Below are 21,629 nucleotides of genomic sequence, written 5' to 3'. Positions count from 1 at the left end.
TGACATGGTTATTTTCAAAAATAGAGTATATGAAAATTTTATGCCGTCAACACCGGAAACCATCATGTCGCAAACTTTGAATCCCAAGTCCGATTTTGCCAACCGCATGTCTGCGGCATATCCTTCATTCAGCAAATCCTATCGCCGCATTGCCGATTTTGTTCTGGCAAAGCCGCTGGATGTCGTTGCCATGTCGATTGAAGGGCTGGCCCATGCCAGTGGCAGCTCGACCGCCACAATCACCCGTTTTGTGCGTGCGGCGGGCTATAGCGGCTATGGTGAATTCCGTGAAAAAATTGTCTCGGATTTTCAGTTTTCACCGTCAGTTAACAGATTAAACAGCGCTGAAAACGCCCAGTCCGGTCAGCAAAGTGCCTATTTGCATACTGTCCTGGCCGATTGTTCCGACAATATCAAAGACACGATTGCCAATATTGATACGCCTTCATCGGAGGCATTTATTGAAGCCATTATCAATGCCAGACGCATCATCATTCTCGGCACCGGCGCCAGCCATTATGCGGCGACACTGCTGGAAGAAGGACTGGCTCTCTATACGGAGAAAAACGTGTCCAATATTCTGTCACGCGGCGCATCCCAATATTCCAACAATTTTGTGCGCTCGGTGGATGAAGGTGATGTGGTTATCGCTATTTCCATGCCGCGTTATTCCAACAATACCGTGCAGCTTTCCAAAGCTGCCAAGCAAAAAGGGGCAGTGATTCTGGCAATCACCGACAGCCCGACATCACCGCTCGTTCAGGTTGCTGATACGATCTTTTTCGCACCGGCGCGAAACCGTTTGCTGCCGAATTCTCCGGCAGCAATCTTTGCGCTGGCAGATGCCATTGTGACAGCGGTCGCGGCACGCCGCCCCGACATAGTCGCCTCCACAATCGGAAGCCCGCCGGAAGATCTGTTTTTATAAATAAAACAACATCATCCGGCAGATTATTGAATCAAAATCAGATCTTTACCCGCTCGGATTTCGGGTCATAAGGGCTGCGCAAATGCACATGCGCAAGGTAGCGCTGACCAGCGACATCAACCTCGAAATCTCCCTGCTCCAGCCAGTCTTTACTAGCGCCCTCCGCATGACTGACCAGCCCCAGTGCAACAGCACAGCCCAATGTATGACCATGGGCGGCAGAACGGATTTCACCGGCAGGCACGCCATTGCGCAGGATCAGTTCCCCGCCCCACAAAACGGCATCTGCATCATCAAGGGTCAGCTGCACAATGCGCCGCTTCAGAATATTATCAGCCTTGAACTTCACCAGCGCATCCCGTCCGATAAAACCACCGGCCTTGTCCATCGCCACAGTAAATCCCAGTCCGGCCTCATAGGGATTAATATCCGGTGTCAGTTCGCGACTCCATGCACGATAGCCTTTCTCAAGGCGCAGAGCTTCCAACGCATAATATCCGGCATCACGCAGGCCGAATTCCTGCCCCGCTTCCTGCAGCGCTTCATAAACACCAACGGCAAATTCCACAGGCGCAATCAGTTCCCAGCCAAGCTCACCCACATAGGTCATGCGGTTGGCAAAAGCGGTTGCATAGCCCACGCCGATTTCACGCACCTGACCAAACGGAAATGCTGCATTGCTGAAATCCGTATCACTCAGTTTTTGCAATAGGCTGCGCGACTGCGGCCCCATCAGTGCCAGCACTGCATAGGCGGAGGAAACATCGGTGACCGTTACATAATCTTCGTCGTTGATATGCCGGTTAATCCAATCCGCATCGTGAACTGCCTGTGCGGAGCCGGTAATAATCAGAAATTTCTCCGCACCAAGCCGCAGCACAGTCAGATCTGTTTCATAACCGCCGCGCTCATTGAGCATGCCCGTATAAACCGACGACCCCACCGGCACATCAATATCAGCGACACAGAGATGGTTGAGAACCCGACAGGCATCACGCCCCTGTATCAGCAGCTTGGCGAAGGAGCTCTGGTCAAAGAGAGCAACACGCTCGCGCACAGCCTGCATTTCACGCCCGACATTCTCATGCCAGTTCTGCCGCCCGAAACTATAGACCGTCTCCGGCTTCTGTCCCTTATCCGCAAACCAGTTCGCCCGCTCCCAGCCCATTTTCGAACCGAAACAAGCCCCCTTTGCCTCCAGAAGATGATAAAGCGGCGACCGGCGGAACGGCCGCGCCGTATCCAGCTCCCTGTTTGGCCAGGGCATGGCATAATGCAGACCAAGCGTTTCTTTAACGCGGTCATGTAACCAGCGCTGGTTATTGTTGAATCCGGCAAACCGACGAATATCCACCGGCCATAAATCCATCGTCGGAGCACCATTGATAATCCATTCCGCGAGCGCACGTCCTGCACCACCGGCACTGGCAATACCCATGGAATTAAAACCGGCGCCAACAAAGAAATTCTTCAGTTCCGGTGCCTCACCGAGAATAAAATTATTATCAGGGGTGAAGCTTTCCGGCCCGTTATAAAACTTCTTCACTTCTGCTTCCGCCAGTTGCGGCACGCGGATCAGAGCATTTTCCATCAACGGCTCAAACTGATCCCAGTCATCTTCCAGCAAAGCAAATTCAAACTTATCGGGAATCCCCTGCATGCCCCATGGTTTGGCCTGCGGTTCAAAACCACCCATAACCAGACCACCAACCTCTTCCTTAAAATAAATATAACCGTCCGGATCACGCATAACCGGTAAATCCGGATGCACGCCCTCAATCTTTCCGGTGACGATATACATATGCTCTGCCGAATGCAGAGGAACCGTTACGCCGCACATCTGCCCGACTTTACGCGCCCATTGCCCCGCGCAATTGACCACGATTTCTGCAGTAATATTCCCGCGATCCGTTTCAACACCACAAGCACGGCCATTTTTCACGGTAATACCGGTCACCTGAACCCGTTCCAATATTCTGGCACCGCGCATTCGTGCGCCGCGCGCCAAAGATTGTGTCAGATCACTGGGATTAGCCTTGCCGTCATCCGGCAGCCAGACCGCCCCCTGCAAGTCATCCGTGGCCATAACCGGCCAGAGATCGCCTGCCTCACGGGCTGAAATAACCTCGACATTGACACCCTGCGCACGGGCAGAGGCAGCGGTGCGCTGCAAAACAGTCATGCGATCTTTGCTGCGGGCAACAGACAGGGAGCCGCATTTTTTCCATCCGGTCGCTAAGCCGGTCTCTGCCTCAAGTTCGCTGTAAAGCTGAGTGGAATAGCGGATCAGGCCGGTCATATTGGCATGGCTGCGCAACTGCCCCACCAGTCCTGCCGCATGCCATGTTGTGCCGCAACTCAGAATGCCCTGCTCCAGCAACACAACATCTGTCCATCCCGCTTTGGTCAGATGATAGGCAACGGAACAGCCGATAATGCCCCCGCCAATAATCACCACCCGCGCCTGAGACGGAAAGCTGTCTGCTTTGTCTTTATGATCTGCATTATGCTCTGTCATGACCTCACTCCCTCCGGTTAAGATCACTATAAAAACAAAGCAACAAAAAACAACATTAAATGCAACAAAAAATCACATTTATGAAATATGCAAGCGGAGGCCCTTCTCAGCCAGTGCCGTCACAAACTGCGGCTCCGGTCTGTGATCTGTAATAATGCCTGCGGCTTGCTCATAATGTGCAACACGAAGCGGCGTCATGCGTCCGAATTTCTCTGCGCTGGCCAGAAACCATGCTTCACCGGCAACAACGGCAAGCCGTGAGCGCAATTCCGCACCATTACGGGTAAAGTCCGTAATCTCGCCCTCGGCAGTAATGCCGCCCGTGCCAAGAAATGCCAGATCAAACCGGAAATGCTCCAGCGCCTGTAATACATCAATGCCGCCGCTGGCCTCTTCTTCAGGACTGATCTCACCGCCTAAAATATGCACGCGAATGGTCGGCACATGGCAAAGCTGCAATGCAATTCGCAGACTTGTGGTGCAGATTGTCAGGTTTTCCGGTGCTTTATCCTGCTGTATTAAAGCCTGAGCAAGAGCCAAAGTCGTTGTGCCGGAGTCCAGAAAAACTACCATGCCGGAACGGATCAAGGCACAGGCGGCCTGACCTATTGCGGCTTTACCTCCGCTATTTTCCTGACTGCGCAGTCCGAAGGCTGGTTCATGAAGCTGGATTTTTGTCGCCCCGCCATGAACCAGCGCCAGTAATCCCCGCTGCGCCAGCAGTTTCAGATCACGACGGATTGTCTCCCGTGAGACGTCAAAAAACGCAGCAACCTCACTGATCCCCGCCACGCCATCTTCATTCAGCCTGCGCAGAATTTCATCATGACGCTGCGATGCCAGAATGCGTTGTCCGGACGAGTTTTGAGGATCAGCCGGATTTTGATGATCAGATTGCGATGAGGTTTCTGCCACAGACAACTCCAGATACAGAAATGTTGCATCTTGTGACTTTTATCAAGAACCAGCCACGCAATGCAACATATTCTAAATCTTCAGATAGCCTTCAGCAACCTTAACCGCACTGCCGCCGATGCGCGCACCGGTCAGCTTCTTCGCAGCCACATCCAGCTCCAGCCGGATGCGCGATGGTCTACCCATCTGAATACCCTGCTCAATCCACAACTGTGTCAGCCCGTCTACAGGCTGGTCAAATTCGTTGATTGCACCGGCAAAGGCGGCAACCGCAGAACCGGTGGCCGGATCTTCATAGACATGCTTGCCGGATGTGAACATCCGCGCATGATAATTGCTCTCAAAGAGCCGTGTCTCACGGGTATAAATGTAGAAAGGTATCGCACGACCTTCAAAAGCCTGCATATGATCTTCCACAAAAACCGGATCGACCACAACTTTGGCTGCGGCAATCATATTCTTCACCGGCACCAGCACAAACGGCTTACCGCCGCTCCAGACCGAAGGCACGTGATTTTCAAAGCCGATTTCATGTGTATTGAGGCGCAAGGCAGCGGCGGCCTGCTCCTTCTCTACGGTGATATTCACGCGCTCAGGCAGGCGTGGCAGGTCAAATTCGGCGAAAGCTGCCGACTGTCCTTCTGTGTCACCGGAGCCTGCGCAGTGAACCGCAACACGCACCGGCCCGACTTTTTCCTCAAGCGTCATAATCAGGTCGGTCTGAGGTTTTTGTCCGTTGCAATTTTTATAGGCCAGCGCAACCGCCGTACCCACGGTCGGATGACCGGCAAAATTCAGCTCATAATCCGGCGTAAAAATCCGTATCGAAGCTGTATGCAGCGGATTAACTGCAGGAGCAACAAACACAGTTTCCGAGAGATTGAACTCGCGGGCAATGGCCAGCATTGTGGCATCATCCAGCCCTTCAGAATCATGAACAATAGCAAGCGGATTACCGCTTAGAGCTTTCTCTGTGAAAACATCATAGATCTCGTAGAAACGCCCCTGTACAGCCATGCCGTTCATATTCCCTGCCCTTTAAGATGATCCATGTCCGCCCCGCTCCGGAACTTTCAAAAGTACCGTATCTGATTCAACACATTTGCATTGCCGGTTAAAACATTCAAATGATTCATGAAGTGCATAATATGCAATTCAAATCTCAGCCGCCCGCATCATATGCCGTTACTATTGCGCAAAATACCAGTCGGTGAAAGTGCGAATATAATCGGGACTGCGTTCATCCAATATGCCGCCCTGCCCGATCATCAGCACCCGCGATAATTCCGGCTGCTTTTGCGCTGCAATAAATTCCTCCGCCTGCCTCTGCAATTCATCCGCCGTGCGGTCGAAATAATAACAACGGAACAGCGCCAGACTGCGATCACACATAACCAGACTGTAGCCGCTGGTGCGCACCGCATGATTCAGATCAATTCCGGTTTCCTCCAGCACTTCACGTCTGGCATTTCCGTCAAGATCAACCGCACCGTCAACAATATCCTGATCGTCATTGGAGCCCGCCGGAAAATAAATCCGGCCGCCGACAGCGTTATGCGAGGCCATTTGTCCGAGCAATAGCTGATTATCTGAGGAGACGATGACGCCACTGCCGAAAATATGAAACGGCTTGTCCGTACTTTTGTCTTTGCGCCAGTAAAGCAGACTGCGAAAACTGGTACGCTGATAGGGCGCACTCAGAATATCCTCAGACAGGCGCGCCTCTGCTGCCAGATAAATTTCTCCGTCATAGAGTGTCGGATTGCTTGCTACTTCCTGCTGCCAGTTTTCATCAATAGCCTGCTGGTTCCGGACAACATAATCCGGAACACCGGCAACAACCTGTATCCTGACGTCACGGACAGGATAAACCCTGTTCTGATCTCTGCTTTGCATTCGTCTGCTCCGTTAGACTGAGCCTGTCCTTAAAGCTCAAGTGTGACGGCAACAGGACAATGATCACTTGCTTTTGGTCTGTCCCAGCCGATACGCGGGAAACGCGCCACATCCTGCCCTTCAGGAAATAAGGTGCGGTAAGGTTGCCCATTGCGGATAATTTCCGGCACAGCCTGTGCATTACGCTGTGCCAGTGCCGGTGATGCCCAGATATAATCCAGCTGGCACAGGTGGCGCTCCTGCGGGCCACGTGTGTGATACAATGTCCAGCGATCGAGCTCCGGCCGCCGCTCTACCAGATTGACCGCAAAACCGTCATTCAGAAACACATTCAGGCAATTATCCGGCTCCTGAACCGGCGTAAAATCATAGCCGTCCCACTGGTCGCCGCTTATCGCGAGCTTCTCGTAATAGTCATTGAAATCACCGCAGATCACCCATGAAGCATCCGCAGCACCGTCACGGCCAAATTTTTTCTCGATAATCATACGAACCGCCTGCGCCTCGGCCAGCCGTACCGGCAGCGTCGTCAGTTTCGGATCCTGACCATAGCGTACACCGCCCATGGATTTGAAATGCGTAACAAAGACCGTCAGCGGCTTGCCGCCAATGCGCAGATCCAGCATCAGACAATCGCGTTTAAACACCCGCTCATGGGCTTCAATCCCCACGGAGGACAGTACAGGATCATAAATACCAAGATCCTGATAGGTCAGATGCGCATTGCTCTCCAGCTTCACCAGCTCAATCATGTGGCCGCTGCGCGTTACGTCACGCATCATCACGCTGACATCAATACCGCGGCTGTCATTACCATCGATCAGATATTTATGTTTGTAGCCCTGCCCCACCATCTTGAACAGGTAGCCATATTCAAAAGCATTTAGTGCAGCGAGATCATCAACTTCCTGCAAGCAGAGAATATCCGCCCGTGTCTGCGCAATCGACAGAGCAGATAATTGCCGCGTATCATCCGTATGCGCCACCATCCGCGCCTGTTCGAGCTGCCGGTATTGTGTTTCATTATCAATCGCAAAGAGCTGCAATGAGCGATCCTGACGCAACTCATTGCGATAACCGGTAAAATCAAACCGGCGCATCAGGTTTTCAATATTGAATGTCGCTAAGGTGAATAATACCGGCCCTTCTGGCTGAACATTATCCATAACCGGTGTTGATTGCGCAGAAACCGTCTCAGACATTAAGCTACTCATCATTGCGTTCACATCCGGCTTACAGATAAACCGGCACCCACTTTTCCGCAGCATGCGATAACTCAACCTAAACACCATATGTTGAATTGCAATCAGTGATATTGCCTGTAACTGATTTTCTTCAGAAAGCCTGCCCCTTAAATTGGCAGCATTTTTATACTATATTAGCCCTAAGCTATATAAATTCACGAACGGATATCCCTATGTCCAGATTCATTCTGAAAACCGCATTCACAATGGGCATTGCCCTGCTTTCCGGCGCATCCGCCTATGCAGGCGGCAACCAGATCAGCGGTGGCATCCCCTCTCTGAACCCGACCGGCCTTCTGATTGTCGGCGGCATTACCGGCGGCAACCGTGCAGACCCTGCCAGCCGGAACTGTTACGGCTCCACACTCTGCAAAGAAAGCGGCGCCTATTATACGGAAGACGGCGTGCTGCATTATAAAAACGGCGATCCGCTGGTGCAGCGCGGTGCTACAAAACGCATCGGCTCGGCAAAATCAGCCAATGCGGGCGACAATATCAATCATATGCAGTGGTGCAGTAATCAGTACCGCTCATATCGTGCGTCCGATAATACATATCAGCCTTTTGCCGGCAGTCGCACCACCTGCAATTCGCCGTTCTGAAATTGACTTCTCAAATAATTATGCCCCTTCAGCCATTGATCGCGGAAGGGGCATAAATGATTTACAGCAGGCGCTGAAGCTTAGTCTTTGCTGACTTCGGTAATATAGTTGGCATCAGCCACCATATTGAAGTTCTTGACATTTTTGGCAGCAACAGCCGTTTCAATCTGCTGATAGAGCATCACGAACGGGCTTGTCTCCTGAAAATCCTTCTGGATTTTGTGATACATCTGCTCGCGTTTTGCAGTGTCTGTTTCTTTTGCCGCATCCATGGTTTCCTTGGACATTTCTGGAATGTCCCATGAACTGCGCCATGCTGTCGTTTTCATCGACACTTCATCGCCATTATCCGGATTATAGGAGAAGGTCGATGCATTGGTATGCGGATCCCAGTAATCAGGGCCCCAGATACCCAGCGAAAGCTGATGCTTGCGCGCACGTACTTTTGTTGTCGTCAGCTTGCCGTCACCCTGCAACAGCTCAACCTTGATACCGGCTTTGGCAAAAGTCTGCTGAATGCTTTCAGCAATACCAACGCCTGGCTGTGTATTACGCACATCGAGTGTTACACTGAAACCATCTTGCAGACCGGCATCGGCCAGAAGCTGCTTTGCCTTATCAACATCCAGTTTGAACGGTTTGTCATCAATCGCGCCGAACATGCCAAGCGGCAGGAAGGACTGATGTGTGCGGCCGATACCTTTGATCAGCGTATTTTCAATAGCGTCATAATCAACGAGATATTTCATCGCCTGACGGACTTCCAGCTTGGCAAGGTTCGGCACATTCTGGTTGGCTGTCAGATAATAGGTGCGCCCCTTCGGAGCACTGAGAATATTGAAATCGCTGTTCTTGGCAAATTCTGCAATATCACCCGGCTCAAGGTTACGGGCGACATCAATATCACCGGCCTGCAACAGCAGACGCTGCGACACGCTCTCCTTCACATGACGATAAATAGCGCGTTTTACAGCCGGTTTTGGGCCGCTGTAATTCTCATTGCGCTCCAGCAGGATCACTTCATTCGAGCGCCACTCTTTCAGGCTGTAAACGCCGGAACCTGCATAATTACGCTTGAGCCAGTCATAACCAAAATCTGTATCAAACGGCTTGGCTTCCGTTTTTTCGGTTTTAACCGCATGTTCTTCAACCAGCTTGCTGTCAACAACAGAAGCCACACTGGAAGACAGCCCATTGAGCACGAAGCTCGGCGCGAAAGTTTCTTCCGTGGAGAACACGACCGTATAATCATCCGGCGCAGTCACCAGCTTTTCCACATTGTCTTTGTTCAGACCAAACTGGCTGATGATGAATGCAGGGCTGAGATCAAGCTTGATCGCGCGGTGCAGGGAATAAACAACATCCTGCGCCGTCAGCGGATTGCCCGAAGCAAATTTCTGCCCCTGCTTAACCTTGAAAGTAATGGTCTTGCCATCTTCCGAGACCACCCAGCTTTCCGCAATCTGCGGAATGATCTTGGTCGGATCTTTCGGATCTGTGGTCACCAGACGCTCATAGGTGTTGGTCAGAATTTCCGATGTGGTGATCTCGAAAATTTCTGCCGGATCGAGAGAAATCACATCATCAATGGCCATTGCCACAACCAGCGTATCCGCCGGCGTTGCCGCCTGTGCAGCAACCGCTGACAGACCAAGCACCGACGCACAGGCCAGAGCCAGCGTGTATTTTTTAATTATAGTCATGAGTTTCCCCTCAATCTCTCCGCCTGAATCCTGTCGCTGTATAAGGACTCAGATTTATAAAATTATAACAAGGTCAGGCTACAGGATTGCCGGACAAAGCCAAGCGTCTTTTTGCAAAGAAAGCCGTAAATTCAGCAGGTTAAGCACCAAAGCATATCGCAATTAAATACATCCATTTAACGGTGATATACTTCAGATGAAACTCCGGCCGTGAAGATATAAAAAAGCCGGAGCAGCGGGCTCCGGCTTTTTTTCATTCAGTGAGATTGCTTATTCTCAATTTTTCTCATGGGCACGGATCAGATTGCCAAGGCGCTTGATGCCTTCTTCAATCATCTCGTCATTGGCACAGGAATAAGCAAGGCGCAGCGTATTGGCACCGGTGCCATCCGCATGGAATGCTTTACCCGGAACAAAAGCCACTTTCTCGGTTTCAATCGCAGCGGCCAGAAGATCAGCACCATTCATATAATCCGGAAGATTGACCCAGACGAACATACCGCCCTCAGGCTTTGTCCATGTGGCCGATTTCGGCATATATTTATCCAGCGCTTCCAGCATTTTATTGCGGCGGTGTGAATAGACAGAACGGATTTTAGCAATCTGCGCATCAAAACCATTGGCAGCAACATGATGCACAGCCAGCTGATTGATGGTTGAGGAATGCAGATCAGCAGCCTGTTTCATCAGTACCAGTTTGCGGATGACTGTCGCATTGGCAACGACATAACCAACGCGCAAACCCGGTGCCAGTGTCTTGGAGAAGCTGCCGGAATAAATGGTGCGGGTATTTTCAATCGAGCCTTTGCGCTCAATTTCCAGCGCCAGAACCGGCGGGATTGGTGTGCCGTCAAAACGCAGATACTGGTAGGCAGCATCTTCGATCAGCGCGATATCCATTTCATCGCCCAGATCGATCAGCTTTTCACGGCCTTCACGATCAATGGTTTCACCGGTCGGATTGCTGAAATCTGCTGAGAAATAGGCAAATTTTACCTTACCGCCAGCCTTCTCTGCCGCTTCTTCATAGGAAGCCGGAGTGCGGTTGCCGTTTGGCTGCAATGTATCATAGGTCGGCTCATAGGCATTGAAAGCCTGCAGCGCACCGAGATAGGTCGGACGCACAACCAGCGCCGTATCATTCGGCGACAGAAACAGCTTGCCGAGATAATCCAACGCCTGCTGCGAACCGGAAGTGATGAAGATATTTTCAGCAGTGCAAGGCACGCCGATTTTTGCCATTTCACCCTGCAGCCATTCGCGCAGCGGCTTATAGCCTTCACTTACCGAATATTGCAGCGCGGCATCGGATTTGCCCGTGGCGAAAATATCGGCATAGGCTTCTTTGAATTCTTCTGCCGGAAACAGTTTCGGATCAGGAATACCACCCGCGAAAGAAATAATATCCGGACGCTCAAGCAGTTTCAACAATTCACGAATTTCCGACGCTTTCATACGCGATGAACGTGTTGCGAATATTTTTTCCCAATCCAGCATGGGGGGTCCTCATAAAGTCAAAAGAGATGCCGTGAAATAGAACATAAAACTTAACTAAAAGCTGTGTGCCTTTGGTTATCACCTTATGCGTATTTCACAACAAAACAAGCAAAATATGTCAGCAATGCTGACCTTTATTCATTTTATTGCGATTTGACGGATAATTTCGTTACATTCGAACAAAATAAGCCGCACAAAACTAACAATCATGCATTTTCAGCAACTGACCGCAGCATCATCACCTCATCAAACATTTCTCCGTTGAGAGAAATCCAGTTCGGTCTGCGGCCGAATTCTGTATATCCTTCGCGCAGGTAAAGCTGCCATGCCGTTTTATTCTCTGCCAGCACACTCAGCTCAAGCTGGGTAAAGCCATTGTCTCGCGCATAGGCTTCAACAACCTGCATTAATTTCTGCGCAATGCCCTGCCCGCGCATCTCGCTTTTCACATAAACCATCACAACAATGGCGCGGTGAGCCGTTCGCGCACCAGCCTGCGGCCACAGGCCGATGAGTCCCACCGGCCTCTCGCCGTCAAAAGCAGCAAAAACCGGTGCATTTAACTTTGCACGCCAATCAGCTTCAGAGAACTTTACCCAGTCCTCATAGGCCGAACTGTAAGCCTCCGGATGCAACTGCAATGCCTCCAACCTGATCTCGCGCATGATTGCAAAATCATCAGGCACCAGCTGCCGGATAGTAATTTCACTCATATTTCACTCCTCCCGTCAGCAGTACTGCCATAAATAATCAGGCCCGCACAAACAAAACTTTGTGCGGGCCTGATATTCAGTGATTAAGCAATGCCAGATTAGTTGCGAGCCTTATCAACCAGCTTGATTTTGGAGATTCCCCCTCGGCTATGCCGAGAAAAAGAAAACTTGGATCGCCAAAAAGCTTAGCAAATTAGTTGCGAGCCTTATCAACCAGCTTGTTCTTGGAGATCCAAGGCATCATGCCGCGCAGCTTGGCACCAACTTCTTCAATCTGGTGATCGTCGTTCATACGACGGATACCCTTGAAGCGTGCAGCACCGGCACGGTATTCCTGCATCCAGTCGGATGTGAATTTACCGGTCTGAATGTCGTGCAGAACGCGCTTCATTTCAGCTTTGGTTTCTGCAGTGATGATGCGCGGACCGGTTACATATTCGCCCCATTCAGCAGTGTTGGAGATCGAGTAGTTCATGTTGGCGATACCGCCTTCATAGATCAGGTCAACGATCAGCTTCACTTCGTGCAAGCACTCGAAATATGCCATTTCAGGTGCGTAACCGCCTTCAACCAGCGTTTCAAAGCCGGCGCGGATCAGTTCAACCAGACCGCCGCAGAGAACTGCCTGCTCACCGAACAGATCGGTTTCGCACTCTTCCTTGAATGTGGTTTCGATAACGCCGGAACGACCGCCGCCAACGCCCGAAGCGTAAGACAGAGCCAGATCATGGGCATTGCCGGAAGCATCCTGATGGATAGCGATCAGGCAAGGTACGCCGCCGCCCTTCTGGTATTCGCCGCGCACGGTATGACCCGGGCCTTTTGGCGCGATCATCACAACGTCAACAGTCTTTTTGGTTTCGATCAGACCAAAATGAACGTTCAGACCATGAGCAAAAGCAATGGCAGCGCCGTCGCGCAGATTGTCATGGATGTGTTCTTTATAGATGTCAGCCTGCAATTCGTCAGGGGTTGCCATCATCATCAGGTCTGCCCATTTAGCAGCATCTGCAACGCTGAGAACTTCAAAACCGTCAGCTTCAGCTTTTTTAACAGTGGCAGAATCCATACGCAGCGCGATGCGGACATGCTTGGCACCGGAATCTTTCAGGTTCAGCGCATGAGCGCGACCCTGGCTACCGTAACCAACGATAACAACATTTTTGCCTTTAATCAGATTTACGTCTGCATCACTGTCATAATAAACGCGCATAGGATATTCCCTTCCTTCTATGCTATTAGTCTGTGCCGTTTTTCCTCAAAACCGGCACTATTCCACACCGGCAAAATCAGGCGCCGGCTTTATTTCCGTAAAGTGCAAAAAATTGTCGTGTTGCCGTTCTGGCATCGCGGATAATTTCTGCATCACTGACCTCATGACGGTCGCCGAGCAGCAGACGGATCTGCATATCGCGCACCACAAGGCCGAAGAACGAGGCAAAAGCCTCATTAATATCATCAAAGTCCAGCAGGCCTGCATCGCGTCCGGTTTCAAGCACCGGCTTGAGACGACGCGCCATAGCGATCGGACCATTATTCAGCACGATCTCACCGAGATCCGACTTACCGGAACCCGCATGGCTGACCGCTAAACGGTTCAGCGCGATGGATGTGCTTCCGGACAGAACCAGCAACCAGTCGCGGGCAAAATGCTCCAGACTGGTAAAGAGCGATTCTTCATCCAGCCCTTCCCGCGCCACCGGCACAACACGCACTTTCGACGCCTGCCACTGCACAGTTGCAGTCAGCAAACCGTCACGGTCGGTGAACCATTTATACAGCGTTTCCTTGGAGCAGCTTGCACGTCGTGCAACACCCGCCATCGTAAGACTGTCACCACCCTCAACGAGGAGTTCCAGCGCGGCGTTCAGCACATCCTTCTGACGATCTGTCAGCTCTGTGCCGGTTCCGACATTGCTCACGACATTCTCAGGTTGCTGCAACTGCACGCTTCCACGCTCCTTAATTCTTGTCTGAACAGCAGCCTGACGAGATTCTCATCATGCGTACCGTACGTTACGGTTCGGACTATGCCGCCAGTTTACCAACAATGCAAGAGGGATTTTATGTCGAAACAAATTTTATAGGCTATTTCCCCTGCCCGCTACAGACAGAGGAAATAATACAGCATTCTAAACACCGCAAAGGCCGGTTCATGCCCGAGGCCAATATCGCTGTTTGCAACCATGTCCGGTGTCTTTAGGGTCAGACACTCAGAGATTGACCTGTGTACCGATTTCAACCACACGACCGGTCGGAATCTGGAAATATTCCGTGGCATCAGATGCGCTGCGGGCAAGCGTAATAAATAATTTCGCCTGCCAGAGTGGCATTGGTGAACGCGGAGAAATACGCAAGACGCGTCGCGACAGGAAGAATGACGTGGTCATAATGTCATATTTCCAGCCAAGCTTGCGGCAAATCCCCAGCGCACGCGGAATATTAGGCGACTGCATATAACCGAAAGTCAGTGTCACCTGCATAAACCGGTCGCTATATTGCGAGACGCGAGCACGGTCATCCTCATCCACCCAAGGGCGTGGTGCTGTCACCACGGTCAGGATCACATTGTTCTCGTGCAGAACCTTATAATGTTTGAGACTATGCATCAGAGCCGTCGGCACACTGGACGGATCACCGGTCAGGAACACCGCTGTGCCGGGCACGATAACCGGCTCCTTACGCGCCATCTGACTGACGATAATATCCAGCGGCACTTCTGTCTTGCGGGTTTTCTGGAACAGATGGCGGCTGCCGCGCACCCATGTCCACATCACCAGCAGCACCAGCGCGGCCACAACAATTGACGCCCAGCCGCCCTGATGCACTTTGACCAGATTAGCACTGAAGAACATCAAATCAACAATGGCGAAACCGGCAATCGTCAGCACCACAACCGGCAGGCTCCATTTCCAGAGACGACGCATAACAAAGAACAGCAGAGTTGTTGTCACCAGCATATTACCGGTAACCGCAATACCATAGGCAGCCGCCAGATTTGTCGATTTCTGGAAGGTCACCACCAGCAGAACAACGGCAATACCAAGCAGCATATTAATGCGCGGCATATAAATCTGGCCGTGCAATGTTTCTGATGTATGCAGCACTTCAAGCCTTGGCAGAATATTCAGCTGCACAGCCTGCCGCGCCAGCGAATAAGTACCGGTTAAAACTGCCTGACTGGCGATAACTGTGGCAACAGTTGCCAGCAGTACCATTGGCAGCAGTGCCCAATGCGGCATCATCTGGAAAAACGGATTGCGCACTTCCTCGCCGCCCGCAGCACTATGGGTCAGGATGAAAGCACCCTGCCCGAAATAATTCAGGATCAGGCTCGGAAACACAACCCACAGCCATGCCCGCACGATCGGCTTGCGGCCGAAATGACCGAGATCGGCATAAAGCGCTTCGGCACCGGTAACCGCCAGAAAGATTGCACCGATCGTGGCAAAGGACGTAGCCGGATTACCGCCAAGAAATGCAAAGGCGTAATAAGGATTAAGCCCCGCCAGAATACCCGGATCATCAAAAATATGGATAAAGCCTGTGAGGCCAAGCGCCAGAAACCAGACCAGCATCACCGGTCCGAAAATACTCGCCATGCGTCCTGTGCCGTGCTTCTGGACAAAAAACAGCACAACCAGAATAGTGATCGTAATCGGCACCACATAGGGCGTCATATCCGGCGCAACAATTTCCAGCCCTTCCACCGCGGAAAGCACAGAAATTGCCGGTGTAATCACCGCATCACCGAAGAACAGCGACGCACCGACAATACCGATACCGAGAATAATATCCGGTCGGTTGGCAAAACTGGAGCGCACCAGCGCCATCAGCGAGAGAATACCACCCTCGCCGTTATTGTCCGCACGCAGCACAAACAACACATATTTCACGGTCACAATCAGCGCCAGCGACCAGACGATCAGAGAGATCACGCCAAGAATTTCAGTGCGCAGCAAATTGCCGTCGGTGATTGAAGCGTGCAGTGCTTCACGAAATGCATAAATCGGACTGGTGCCGATATCGCCATAGACGACGCCAAGCGCGCCCATCATTAAAAGCTTCAGATTTCCCGTATGATTATGAGGATCAAGAATTTCCTCATCTGCGCTGACCGGCGCATCCTGATTGGCAATATCTTCACGCTGCGCCTGATTCATAAAATACCTTTTAAATACCTTTTGATACAGAATGAGCACAGATAGCCGGATATGAAGACAAGAAAACAGGCTGATCCGGTGCTCAGTATAACCATGTTCCGGCCATAAAGAAAACTGCCGGAAAGGCCGTATATAAATGCTCAATTTTGCACAAAAACAATGTGCATCAATGCATAACTGCCCTGATGAGGCATCACAAATACGGATAGCTCATCAGGGCAGAAATTAAATAAAATCAAAATATTACAAGAGAAAACTGAATCAAAACACAAAAAGCATTTTAGCCGAGTGCTTTGATAAAACGCTGCACCGACTGGCGCATACCATATTCCAGTGCATCTGCTGTCAGGCCATGACCTATGGAAACTTCGCTCAGTGTCGGCATGACTTTGACCAGTGGAGGCAGATTGGCAACCGTCAGATCATGCCCCGCATTAATGCCTAACCCGAGTTCCGCAGCTTTCAATGCGGCCTTTTCCAGCAATGCCAGTTCATGCGCCTGCGCTTTAGGATCCGCATAAGCACCGCCATAAGGGCCGGTGAAAAATTCCACGCGGTCGGCACCGGTCTCTTTCGCAATCTCAAGACCATCCGGTGTCGGATCAGCAAACATTGAAACACGCATACCGCGTGCTTTCAGCCGCTTGGTCACTTCGCTCAGCATCACCTTATGTTTGGCAAAATCCCAGCCGTGATCCGAGGTATTCTGCGCCGGATCATCCGGCACCAGTGTCACCTGTTCCGGCTCGTGTTGTTCCACCAGAGCCAGAAACTCTTCAGACGGATAGCCTTCAATATTGAATTCAGCCTGAGGGAATTCATCATCAATCAATGCGCGGATATCTGCCAGATCAGAAAAACGGATATGACGCTGATCGGGGCGCGGATGCACGGTCAGGCCGGAAGCACCGGCATCAAGCGCAATACGTCCCAGACCGGTCACACTCGGCCAAGGCAGATCACGGCGGTTACGCAACATTGCCACCGCATTAAGATTAACCGACAGAGTTGCAACCATAATCCGAGCTCCCTGCTATATTTATTAGCGAACGATTGTTAGTTTTTCCGCCGCACGGGTAATTGCCGTATAGAGCCAGCGCTCACGCGTATCACGGAAAGCATAGCTCTCATCAAACAACACCACATTATTCCACTGCGAACCCTGCGCTTTATGGGTGGTCAGCGCATAGCCATAGTCAAAATCATCAAAACGCTTTTTAGTCTGCCAAGGAATTTCCGCATCAGGATCTTCAAACTGCGCCTTCAGAAGCTTGATCTTGGCAACGCCGCGACCCGGTTCTTCATCCTCCGGTGCAATCAGCAAATTAATGCCGGGCTTCACGGTTTCCTTGGAAGATGTCATCACCTTCCAGAGCGAACCGTTGAGCAGCCCCTTGGCCGGATCATTGCGCAGACAAACCAGCTTGTCACCGGATTGCGGATATTCTGCCGTAAAACCTTTGAGCTCACGCAGCCGCTGATTATAACGCTTGCGGGTGCGATTGGTGCCGACAAGCACCTGATCGGCATCCAGCACCAGTTCCTGATTAACTTCCGCCTTGCTGATGACCCGTGCGGCACCGTAATCGCCATAAGGGATTTCGCGGCCTTCACGCACGTCCAGTGCCAAACGGATAATCGGATTATCCTGAGCTTGACGGTGAATTTCTGTCAGCAGATAATCCGGCTCATGTTCGGTAAAGAAGCCACCACCGCTGATCGGCGGCAACTGACCGGGATCACCGAGCACCAAAATAGGTGTGCCGAATGTCATCAGATCGCGGCCAAGTTGCTCATCGACCATCGAACATTCATCGACAACGATCAGCGCAGCTTTGGCAACAGGGCTTTGACGATTGAGCGAAAAGGTCGGCGAGATTGAGGTCTTTCCGGTTGTTTCGTCTTCAATCGCTTCCTCACCTTTCGGACGATAGATCAGCGAATGCAGCGTGCGGGCATTGCTTGCGCCTTTAGAGCGCAAGACCTGTGCAGCCTTACCGGTAAAGGCCGCAAACTGCACCTCACCATCCACATGCTCGGCGAAATAGCGCGCAAGCGTCGTCTTACCCGTTCCCGCATAGCCAAAAAGGCGAAAAATCGGTGAACGGCCTTTAGCCAACCATTGCGCCACAGCCTGCAGCGCGTTGTCCTGTTCCGGTGAAAATTCCATTATGCCTCTGCCATCATGCCTTCCATTGACCGGATTCGTCCCGAAAGAGCAAGGTTTATCACTTCAGCATCGGCCACAGGCTGACCACCAGCAGAGCAGCCATCGTCAGATTGAACCATTTAAGCCGCACCGGATCTTCCAGCCATTGGCGTAACAAACTGCCAAAGGCTGCCCATGACGACACGCTCGGCACATTAATGACTGCAAACACAACACCGATCAGCAGCACGGAAAGCGAATAAGCATCATGCACTGTATAGCTCGCCATTGCTGTCACGGCCATCACCCATGCTTTTGGATTCACCCACTGAAACAGCCATGCCTGCATGAAACTCATCGGCTGAGCACTCTCATCATCGACACGACCGACAGACGTCGATGTGGCGATTTTATAGGCCAGATAGAGCATATAGGCACCGCCGGCGAATTTCAGTCCCACATACAGCGCCGGTGCGGTTTCGAGCACAGCGCCCAGACCATAGCCGACGCCAAGCAGAAGCGACAGAAAGCCGATGCCAATTCCCAGCATATGCGGAATGGTACGGCGGAAACCGAAATTCACGCCGGAAGCCAGCAACATCAGATTATTCGGCCCCGGTGTGATGGATGTCACAAAGGCAAACACCACCAAGGCCATAAAAACATCATAAGAAAGCAACATCTTGAAAACGCTCTCGTTGCAAAAAACAACACCGCTGCCTCAGACAGAGAACAGCGGTGCTGCTTTCAATCACTTATCAGAAAGAACTACATTCCTTCTGCACCACGGATCATAGCAGCTACGCCGGTGCGGCAAACCTCAATCAGACCGAGCGGCTTCATAATCGCGATAAATTGATCGATCTTCGCGCCCTTACCGGTAATTTCAAAAATGAAATGCTCGACCGTTGCATCCACAACCTTGGCTTTGAAAGCATCAGCCAGACGCAGCATTTCTGCACGGTCATCACCTTTGCCAACCACTTTGATCAGCGCCAGTTCACGCTCGACCGGACGCTCATGACCAAGCTGCTGGGCATGATAGGTCAGATCAACCACGCGGTGCACCGGAACAATGCGTTCCAGCGAGTGACGGATCTGATCCAGAACATTGGCAGTGCCGCGTGTCACAATCGTAATACGCGACAGGTGCTTTTCGTGCTCGGTTTCAGAAACCGTCAGGCTTTCAATATTGTAACCGCGGCCGGAAAACAGGCCGATAACACGGGCTAGAACACCCGGCTCGTTATCAACCAGTACCGATAGTGTATGTGTTTCAACTAGCTGGGTTTCTTCGGTCAGAAAGTAAGCTGAACCGGAAGCTGCATTTTGTGCGTTCATAATGAATATCCTTGTTCCGGTATTAGACGAGGTGACGGTCTTTGGCGTCGATAGCATTGGCAACAGCTTCATCCGTCGCTTCGTCCGGCAACAGCATTTCATTATGCGCCTTGCCTGAAGGGATCATCGGGAAGCAGTTCGCCAGATTGGCAACGTGACAGTCAAAAATCACCGGACCGTCTGTTTCAATCATTTTCATGATTGCATCATCCAGCTCATCCGGCTTGGAGCAACGGATACCTGTGCCGCCATAGGCTTCAGCCAGTTTAACAAAGTCCGGCATCGCTTCTGTATAAGAATGCGACAGACGGTTACCATGCAACAGCTGCTGCCACTGGCGCACCATGCCCATATACTGGTTATTCAGAATGAAAATCTTGATCGGCGCATTATGCTGAATGGCCGCTGACATTTCCTGAATACACATCTGTACCGAAGCATCACCGGCAATATCAATAACCAGCGCATCCGGATGAGCAATCTGCACACCCAGAGCCGCAGGCAGACCATAGCCCATGGTGCCCAGACCACCGGAAGTCATCCAGTGATGCGGCTCCTCGAATTTCATGAACTGAGCAGCCCACATCTGGTGCTGGCCAACTTCTGTCGTGATGTAGGTCTTGCGATCTTTAGTCAGTTCCTGCAGACGCTCCAGAGCATATTGCGGCATAATCACATCGCGGCTGTGCTTATAGGCCAGCGAATTGCGCGCACGCCATTTATTGATCTGCTGCCACCATGCGCTCATGTCCTTCTTATCAGGACGCTGGGCAGAGGCACGGTACTGGCGCACCATATCTTCCAGAACATGGGCAACATCACCGATAATCGGCACATCAACGCGAACGGTCTTGTTGATCGACGACGGGTCGATATCAATGTGAATCTTCTTGGAATTCGGCGAGAAAGCATCAAGACGACCGGTGATACGGTCATCAAAACGCGCACCGATACACAGCATAACATCACATTCATGCATGGTCATATTGGCTTCGAATGTACCATGCATGCCGAGCATACCCAGCCAGTTCTTGCCCGATGCCGGATAAGCACCCAGCCCCATCAGGGTCGATGTGATCGGGAAATCGGTAATTTCGACCAGTTCACGCAGCAGTTTCGAGGCTTCAAGACCGGAATTGATAACACCGCCGCCGGAATAGATAACCGGCTTCTTCGCATTGGCCAGCAGTTCAACCGCAGTGCGGATAGCACTCTGATCACCGTTCAGAACCGGATTATAGCTGGTGCGCGGGCTGGTTGCCGGTGGCGTATACATGCCGGTGGCAAACTGGATGTTCTTCGGAATATCAATAACAACAGGACCCGGACGACCGGTACGCGCAACATGGAATGCCTCGTGCAGAACGCGTGCCAGATCATTCACATCCTTAACCAGCCAGTTATGTTTGGTGCAAGGACGGGTAATGCCGACCGTATCCGCTTCCTGAAACGCATCTGTACCAATGAGACTGGTCGGAACCTGACCGGTGATGCAAACCAGCGGAATGGAATCCATCAGCGCATCCTGCAAAGGTGTTACCGCATTGGTGGCACCCGGACCGGAGGTTACCAGCATAACACCGACTCTGCCGGTTGAGCGGGCATAGCCTTCAGCCGCATGGCCGGCGCCCTGCTCGTGACGCACAAGAATATGCTCAACTTTTTCCTGCTGAAACAACTCGTCATAGATCGGAAGTACCGCACCGCCCGGATAGCCGAAAATATGCTCAACGCCCTGATCGATCAGTGCCTGCACAACCATTTCCGCACCGGTCATTTCCCGTTTGCCGGTTTCGTTCTGCGCTGCGGCTGTGGTGCCACTTGTATCTGTACTCATTGTCTTTCGATGTCCCGTCTGCTGTTCCGGTGATTACTCCCTGATATCCACCGGAAGTCCCGTACTGTTTAGCTATATTCGTTGTGTGAAGATAATAAAAAAGGCCCCCTGAGGGAGCCTGTG

At 51.6% G+C, this 21,629-nt stretch carries 18 protein-coding genes; 2 read left to right on the top strand and 16 right to left on the bottom strand.

The features are described 5' to 3' along the window. Window positions 1-64 precede the first annotated feature (64 nt). Complete coding sequence (locus BKD14_RS11770; protein WP_075656412.1) at window positions 65-928, top strand: MurR/RpiR family transcriptional regulator; 864 nt, start codon at window positions 65-67, stop codon at window positions 926-928. 37 nt (window positions 929-965) lie between these two features. Here BKD14_RS11770 and BKD14_RS11765 read toward each other — a convergent pair whose 3' ends face one another. From BKD14_RS11765 to BKD14_RS11745, 5 genes are all read right to left on the bottom strand, one after another. Further along, complete coding sequence (locus BKD14_RS11765) at window positions 966-3,446, bottom strand: FAD-dependent oxidoreductase (RefSeq protein ID WP_075656201.1); 2,481 nt, start codon at window positions 3,444-3,446, stop codon at window positions 966-968. Between the two features lie 78 nt (window positions 3,447-3,524). Beyond that, window positions 3,525-4,292 (bottom strand): DeoR/GlpR family DNA-binding transcription regulator, encoded by a 768-nt coding sequence (locus tag BKD14_RS11760; RefSeq protein WP_075656410.1) that lies wholly within the window; start codon window positions 4,290-4,292, stop codon window positions 3,525-3,527. A 141-nt stretch (window positions 4,293-4,433) separates the two neighbouring features. Continuing rightward, window positions 4,434-5,387: a PhzF family phenazine biosynthesis protein gene (locus BKD14_RS11755; protein WP_022711417.1), complete on the bottom strand. Its 954-nt coding sequence runs from the start codon at window positions 5,385-5,387 to the stop codon at window positions 4,434-4,436. A 162-nt stretch (window positions 5,388-5,549) separates the two neighbouring features. Next, complete coding sequence (locus tag BKD14_RS11750; RefSeq protein ID WP_075656199.1) at window positions 5,550-6,257, bottom strand: NUDIX hydrolase; 708 nt, start codon at window positions 6,255-6,257, stop codon at window positions 5,550-5,552. Between the two features lie 29 nt (window positions 6,258-6,286). After that, window positions 6,287-7,357, bottom strand: a complete 1,071-nt coding sequence (locus tag BKD14_RS11745; RefSeq protein WP_083647097.1) for an endonuclease/exonuclease/phosphatase family protein — start codon at window positions 7,355-7,357, stop codon at window positions 6,287-6,289. Window positions 7,358-7,674: 317 nt separating this feature from the next. Between BKD14_RS11745 and BKD14_RS11740 the strand changes: the two genes are divergently transcribed. Then, entirely contained in the window at window positions 7,675-8,103 is a 429-nt protein-coding gene (locus tag BKD14_RS11740; RefSeq protein ID WP_075656197.1) for a BA14K family protein, read from the top strand. Window positions 8,104-8,183: 80 nt separating this feature from the next. Here BKD14_RS11740 and BKD14_RS11735 read toward each other — a convergent pair whose 3' ends face one another. The 11 genes from BKD14_RS11735 to BKD14_RS11685 all read right to left on the bottom strand — a co-directional run bounded on the left by BKD14_RS11735 (window position 8,184) and on the right by BKD14_RS11685 (window position 21,506). Beyond that, window positions 8,184-9,806 (bottom strand): ABC transporter substrate-binding protein, encoded by a 1,623-nt coding sequence (locus tag BKD14_RS11735; protein ID WP_083647063.1) that lies wholly within the window; start codon window positions 9,804-9,806, stop codon window positions 8,184-8,186. A gap of 276 nt (window positions 9,807-10,082) precedes the next feature. Next, on the bottom strand, window positions 10,083-11,303 hold the full coding sequence (locus BKD14_RS11730; protein ID WP_075656193.1) for a PLP-dependent aminotransferase family protein: 1,221 nt from the start codon (window positions 11,301-11,303) through the stop codon (window positions 10,083-10,085). A gap of 206 nt (window positions 11,304-11,509) precedes the next feature. Then, on the bottom strand, window positions 11,510-12,016 hold the full coding sequence (locus BKD14_RS11725) for a GNAT family N-acetyltransferase (protein ID WP_075656191.1): 507 nt from the start codon (window positions 12,014-12,016) through the stop codon (window positions 11,510-11,512). Between the two features lie 193 nt (window positions 12,017-12,209). Next, complete coding sequence (gene ilvC / locus BKD14_RS11720) at window positions 12,210-13,229, bottom strand: ketol-acid reductoisomerase (protein ID WP_022711410.1); 1,020 nt, start codon at window positions 13,227-13,229, stop codon at window positions 12,210-12,212. 76 nt (window positions 13,230-13,305) lie between these two features. Then, a complete protein-coding gene (locus BKD14_RS11715; RefSeq protein ID WP_028233755.1) occupies window positions 13,306-13,938 on the bottom strand; it encodes a TetR/AcrR family transcriptional regulator in 633 nt (210 codons plus the stop codon). A 291-nt stretch (window positions 13,939-14,229) separates the two neighbouring features. Beyond that, complete coding sequence (locus BKD14_RS11710) at window positions 14,230-16,074, bottom strand: potassium transporter Kup (RefSeq protein WP_225688486.1); 1,845 nt, start codon at window positions 16,072-16,074, stop codon at window positions 14,230-14,232. Between the two features lie 385 nt (window positions 16,075-16,459). After that, window positions 16,460-17,197, bottom strand: a complete 738-nt coding sequence (locus BKD14_RS11705; protein WP_075656187.1) for a pyridoxine 5'-phosphate synthase — start codon at window positions 17,195-17,197, stop codon at window positions 16,460-16,462. A 24-nt stretch (window positions 17,198-17,221) separates the two neighbouring features. Then, the gene (locus BKD14_RS11700; RefSeq protein ID WP_022711406.1) at window positions 17,222-18,349 is read right to left on the bottom strand and encodes an ATP-dependent RecD-like DNA helicase; all 1,128 of its coding nucleotides are present in this window, start codon (window positions 18,347-18,349) and stop codon (window positions 17,222-17,224) included. A 58-nt stretch (window positions 18,350-18,407) separates the two neighbouring features. Continuing rightward, complete coding sequence (locus tag BKD14_RS11695; RefSeq protein ID WP_075656185.1) at window positions 18,408-19,010, bottom strand: LysE family translocator; 603 nt, start codon at window positions 19,008-19,010, stop codon at window positions 18,408-18,410. 86 nt (window positions 19,011-19,096) lie between these two features. Beyond that, window positions 19,097-19,669 (bottom strand): acetolactate synthase small subunit, encoded by a 573-nt coding sequence (gene ilvN, locus BKD14_RS11690; protein WP_022711404.1) that lies wholly within the window; start codon window positions 19,667-19,669, stop codon window positions 19,097-19,099. Window positions 19,670-19,691: 22 nt separating this feature from the next. After that, window positions 19,692-21,506 (bottom strand): acetolactate synthase 3 large subunit, encoded by a 1,815-nt coding sequence (locus BKD14_RS11685; RefSeq protein WP_022711403.1) that lies wholly within the window; start codon window positions 21,504-21,506, stop codon window positions 19,692-19,694. Window positions 21,507-21,629: the final 123 nt, after the last annotated feature.

It is taken from the genome of Pseudochrobactrum sp. B5 (assembly GCF_001939785.1).
In the GTDB taxonomy this organism is placed as follows: Bacteria; Pseudomonadota; Alphaproteobacteria; order Rhizobiales; family Rhizobiaceae; genus Pseudochrobactrum; species Pseudochrobactrum saccharolyticum.
This window is presented reverse-complemented; position numbering and strand designations above follow the sequence as displayed.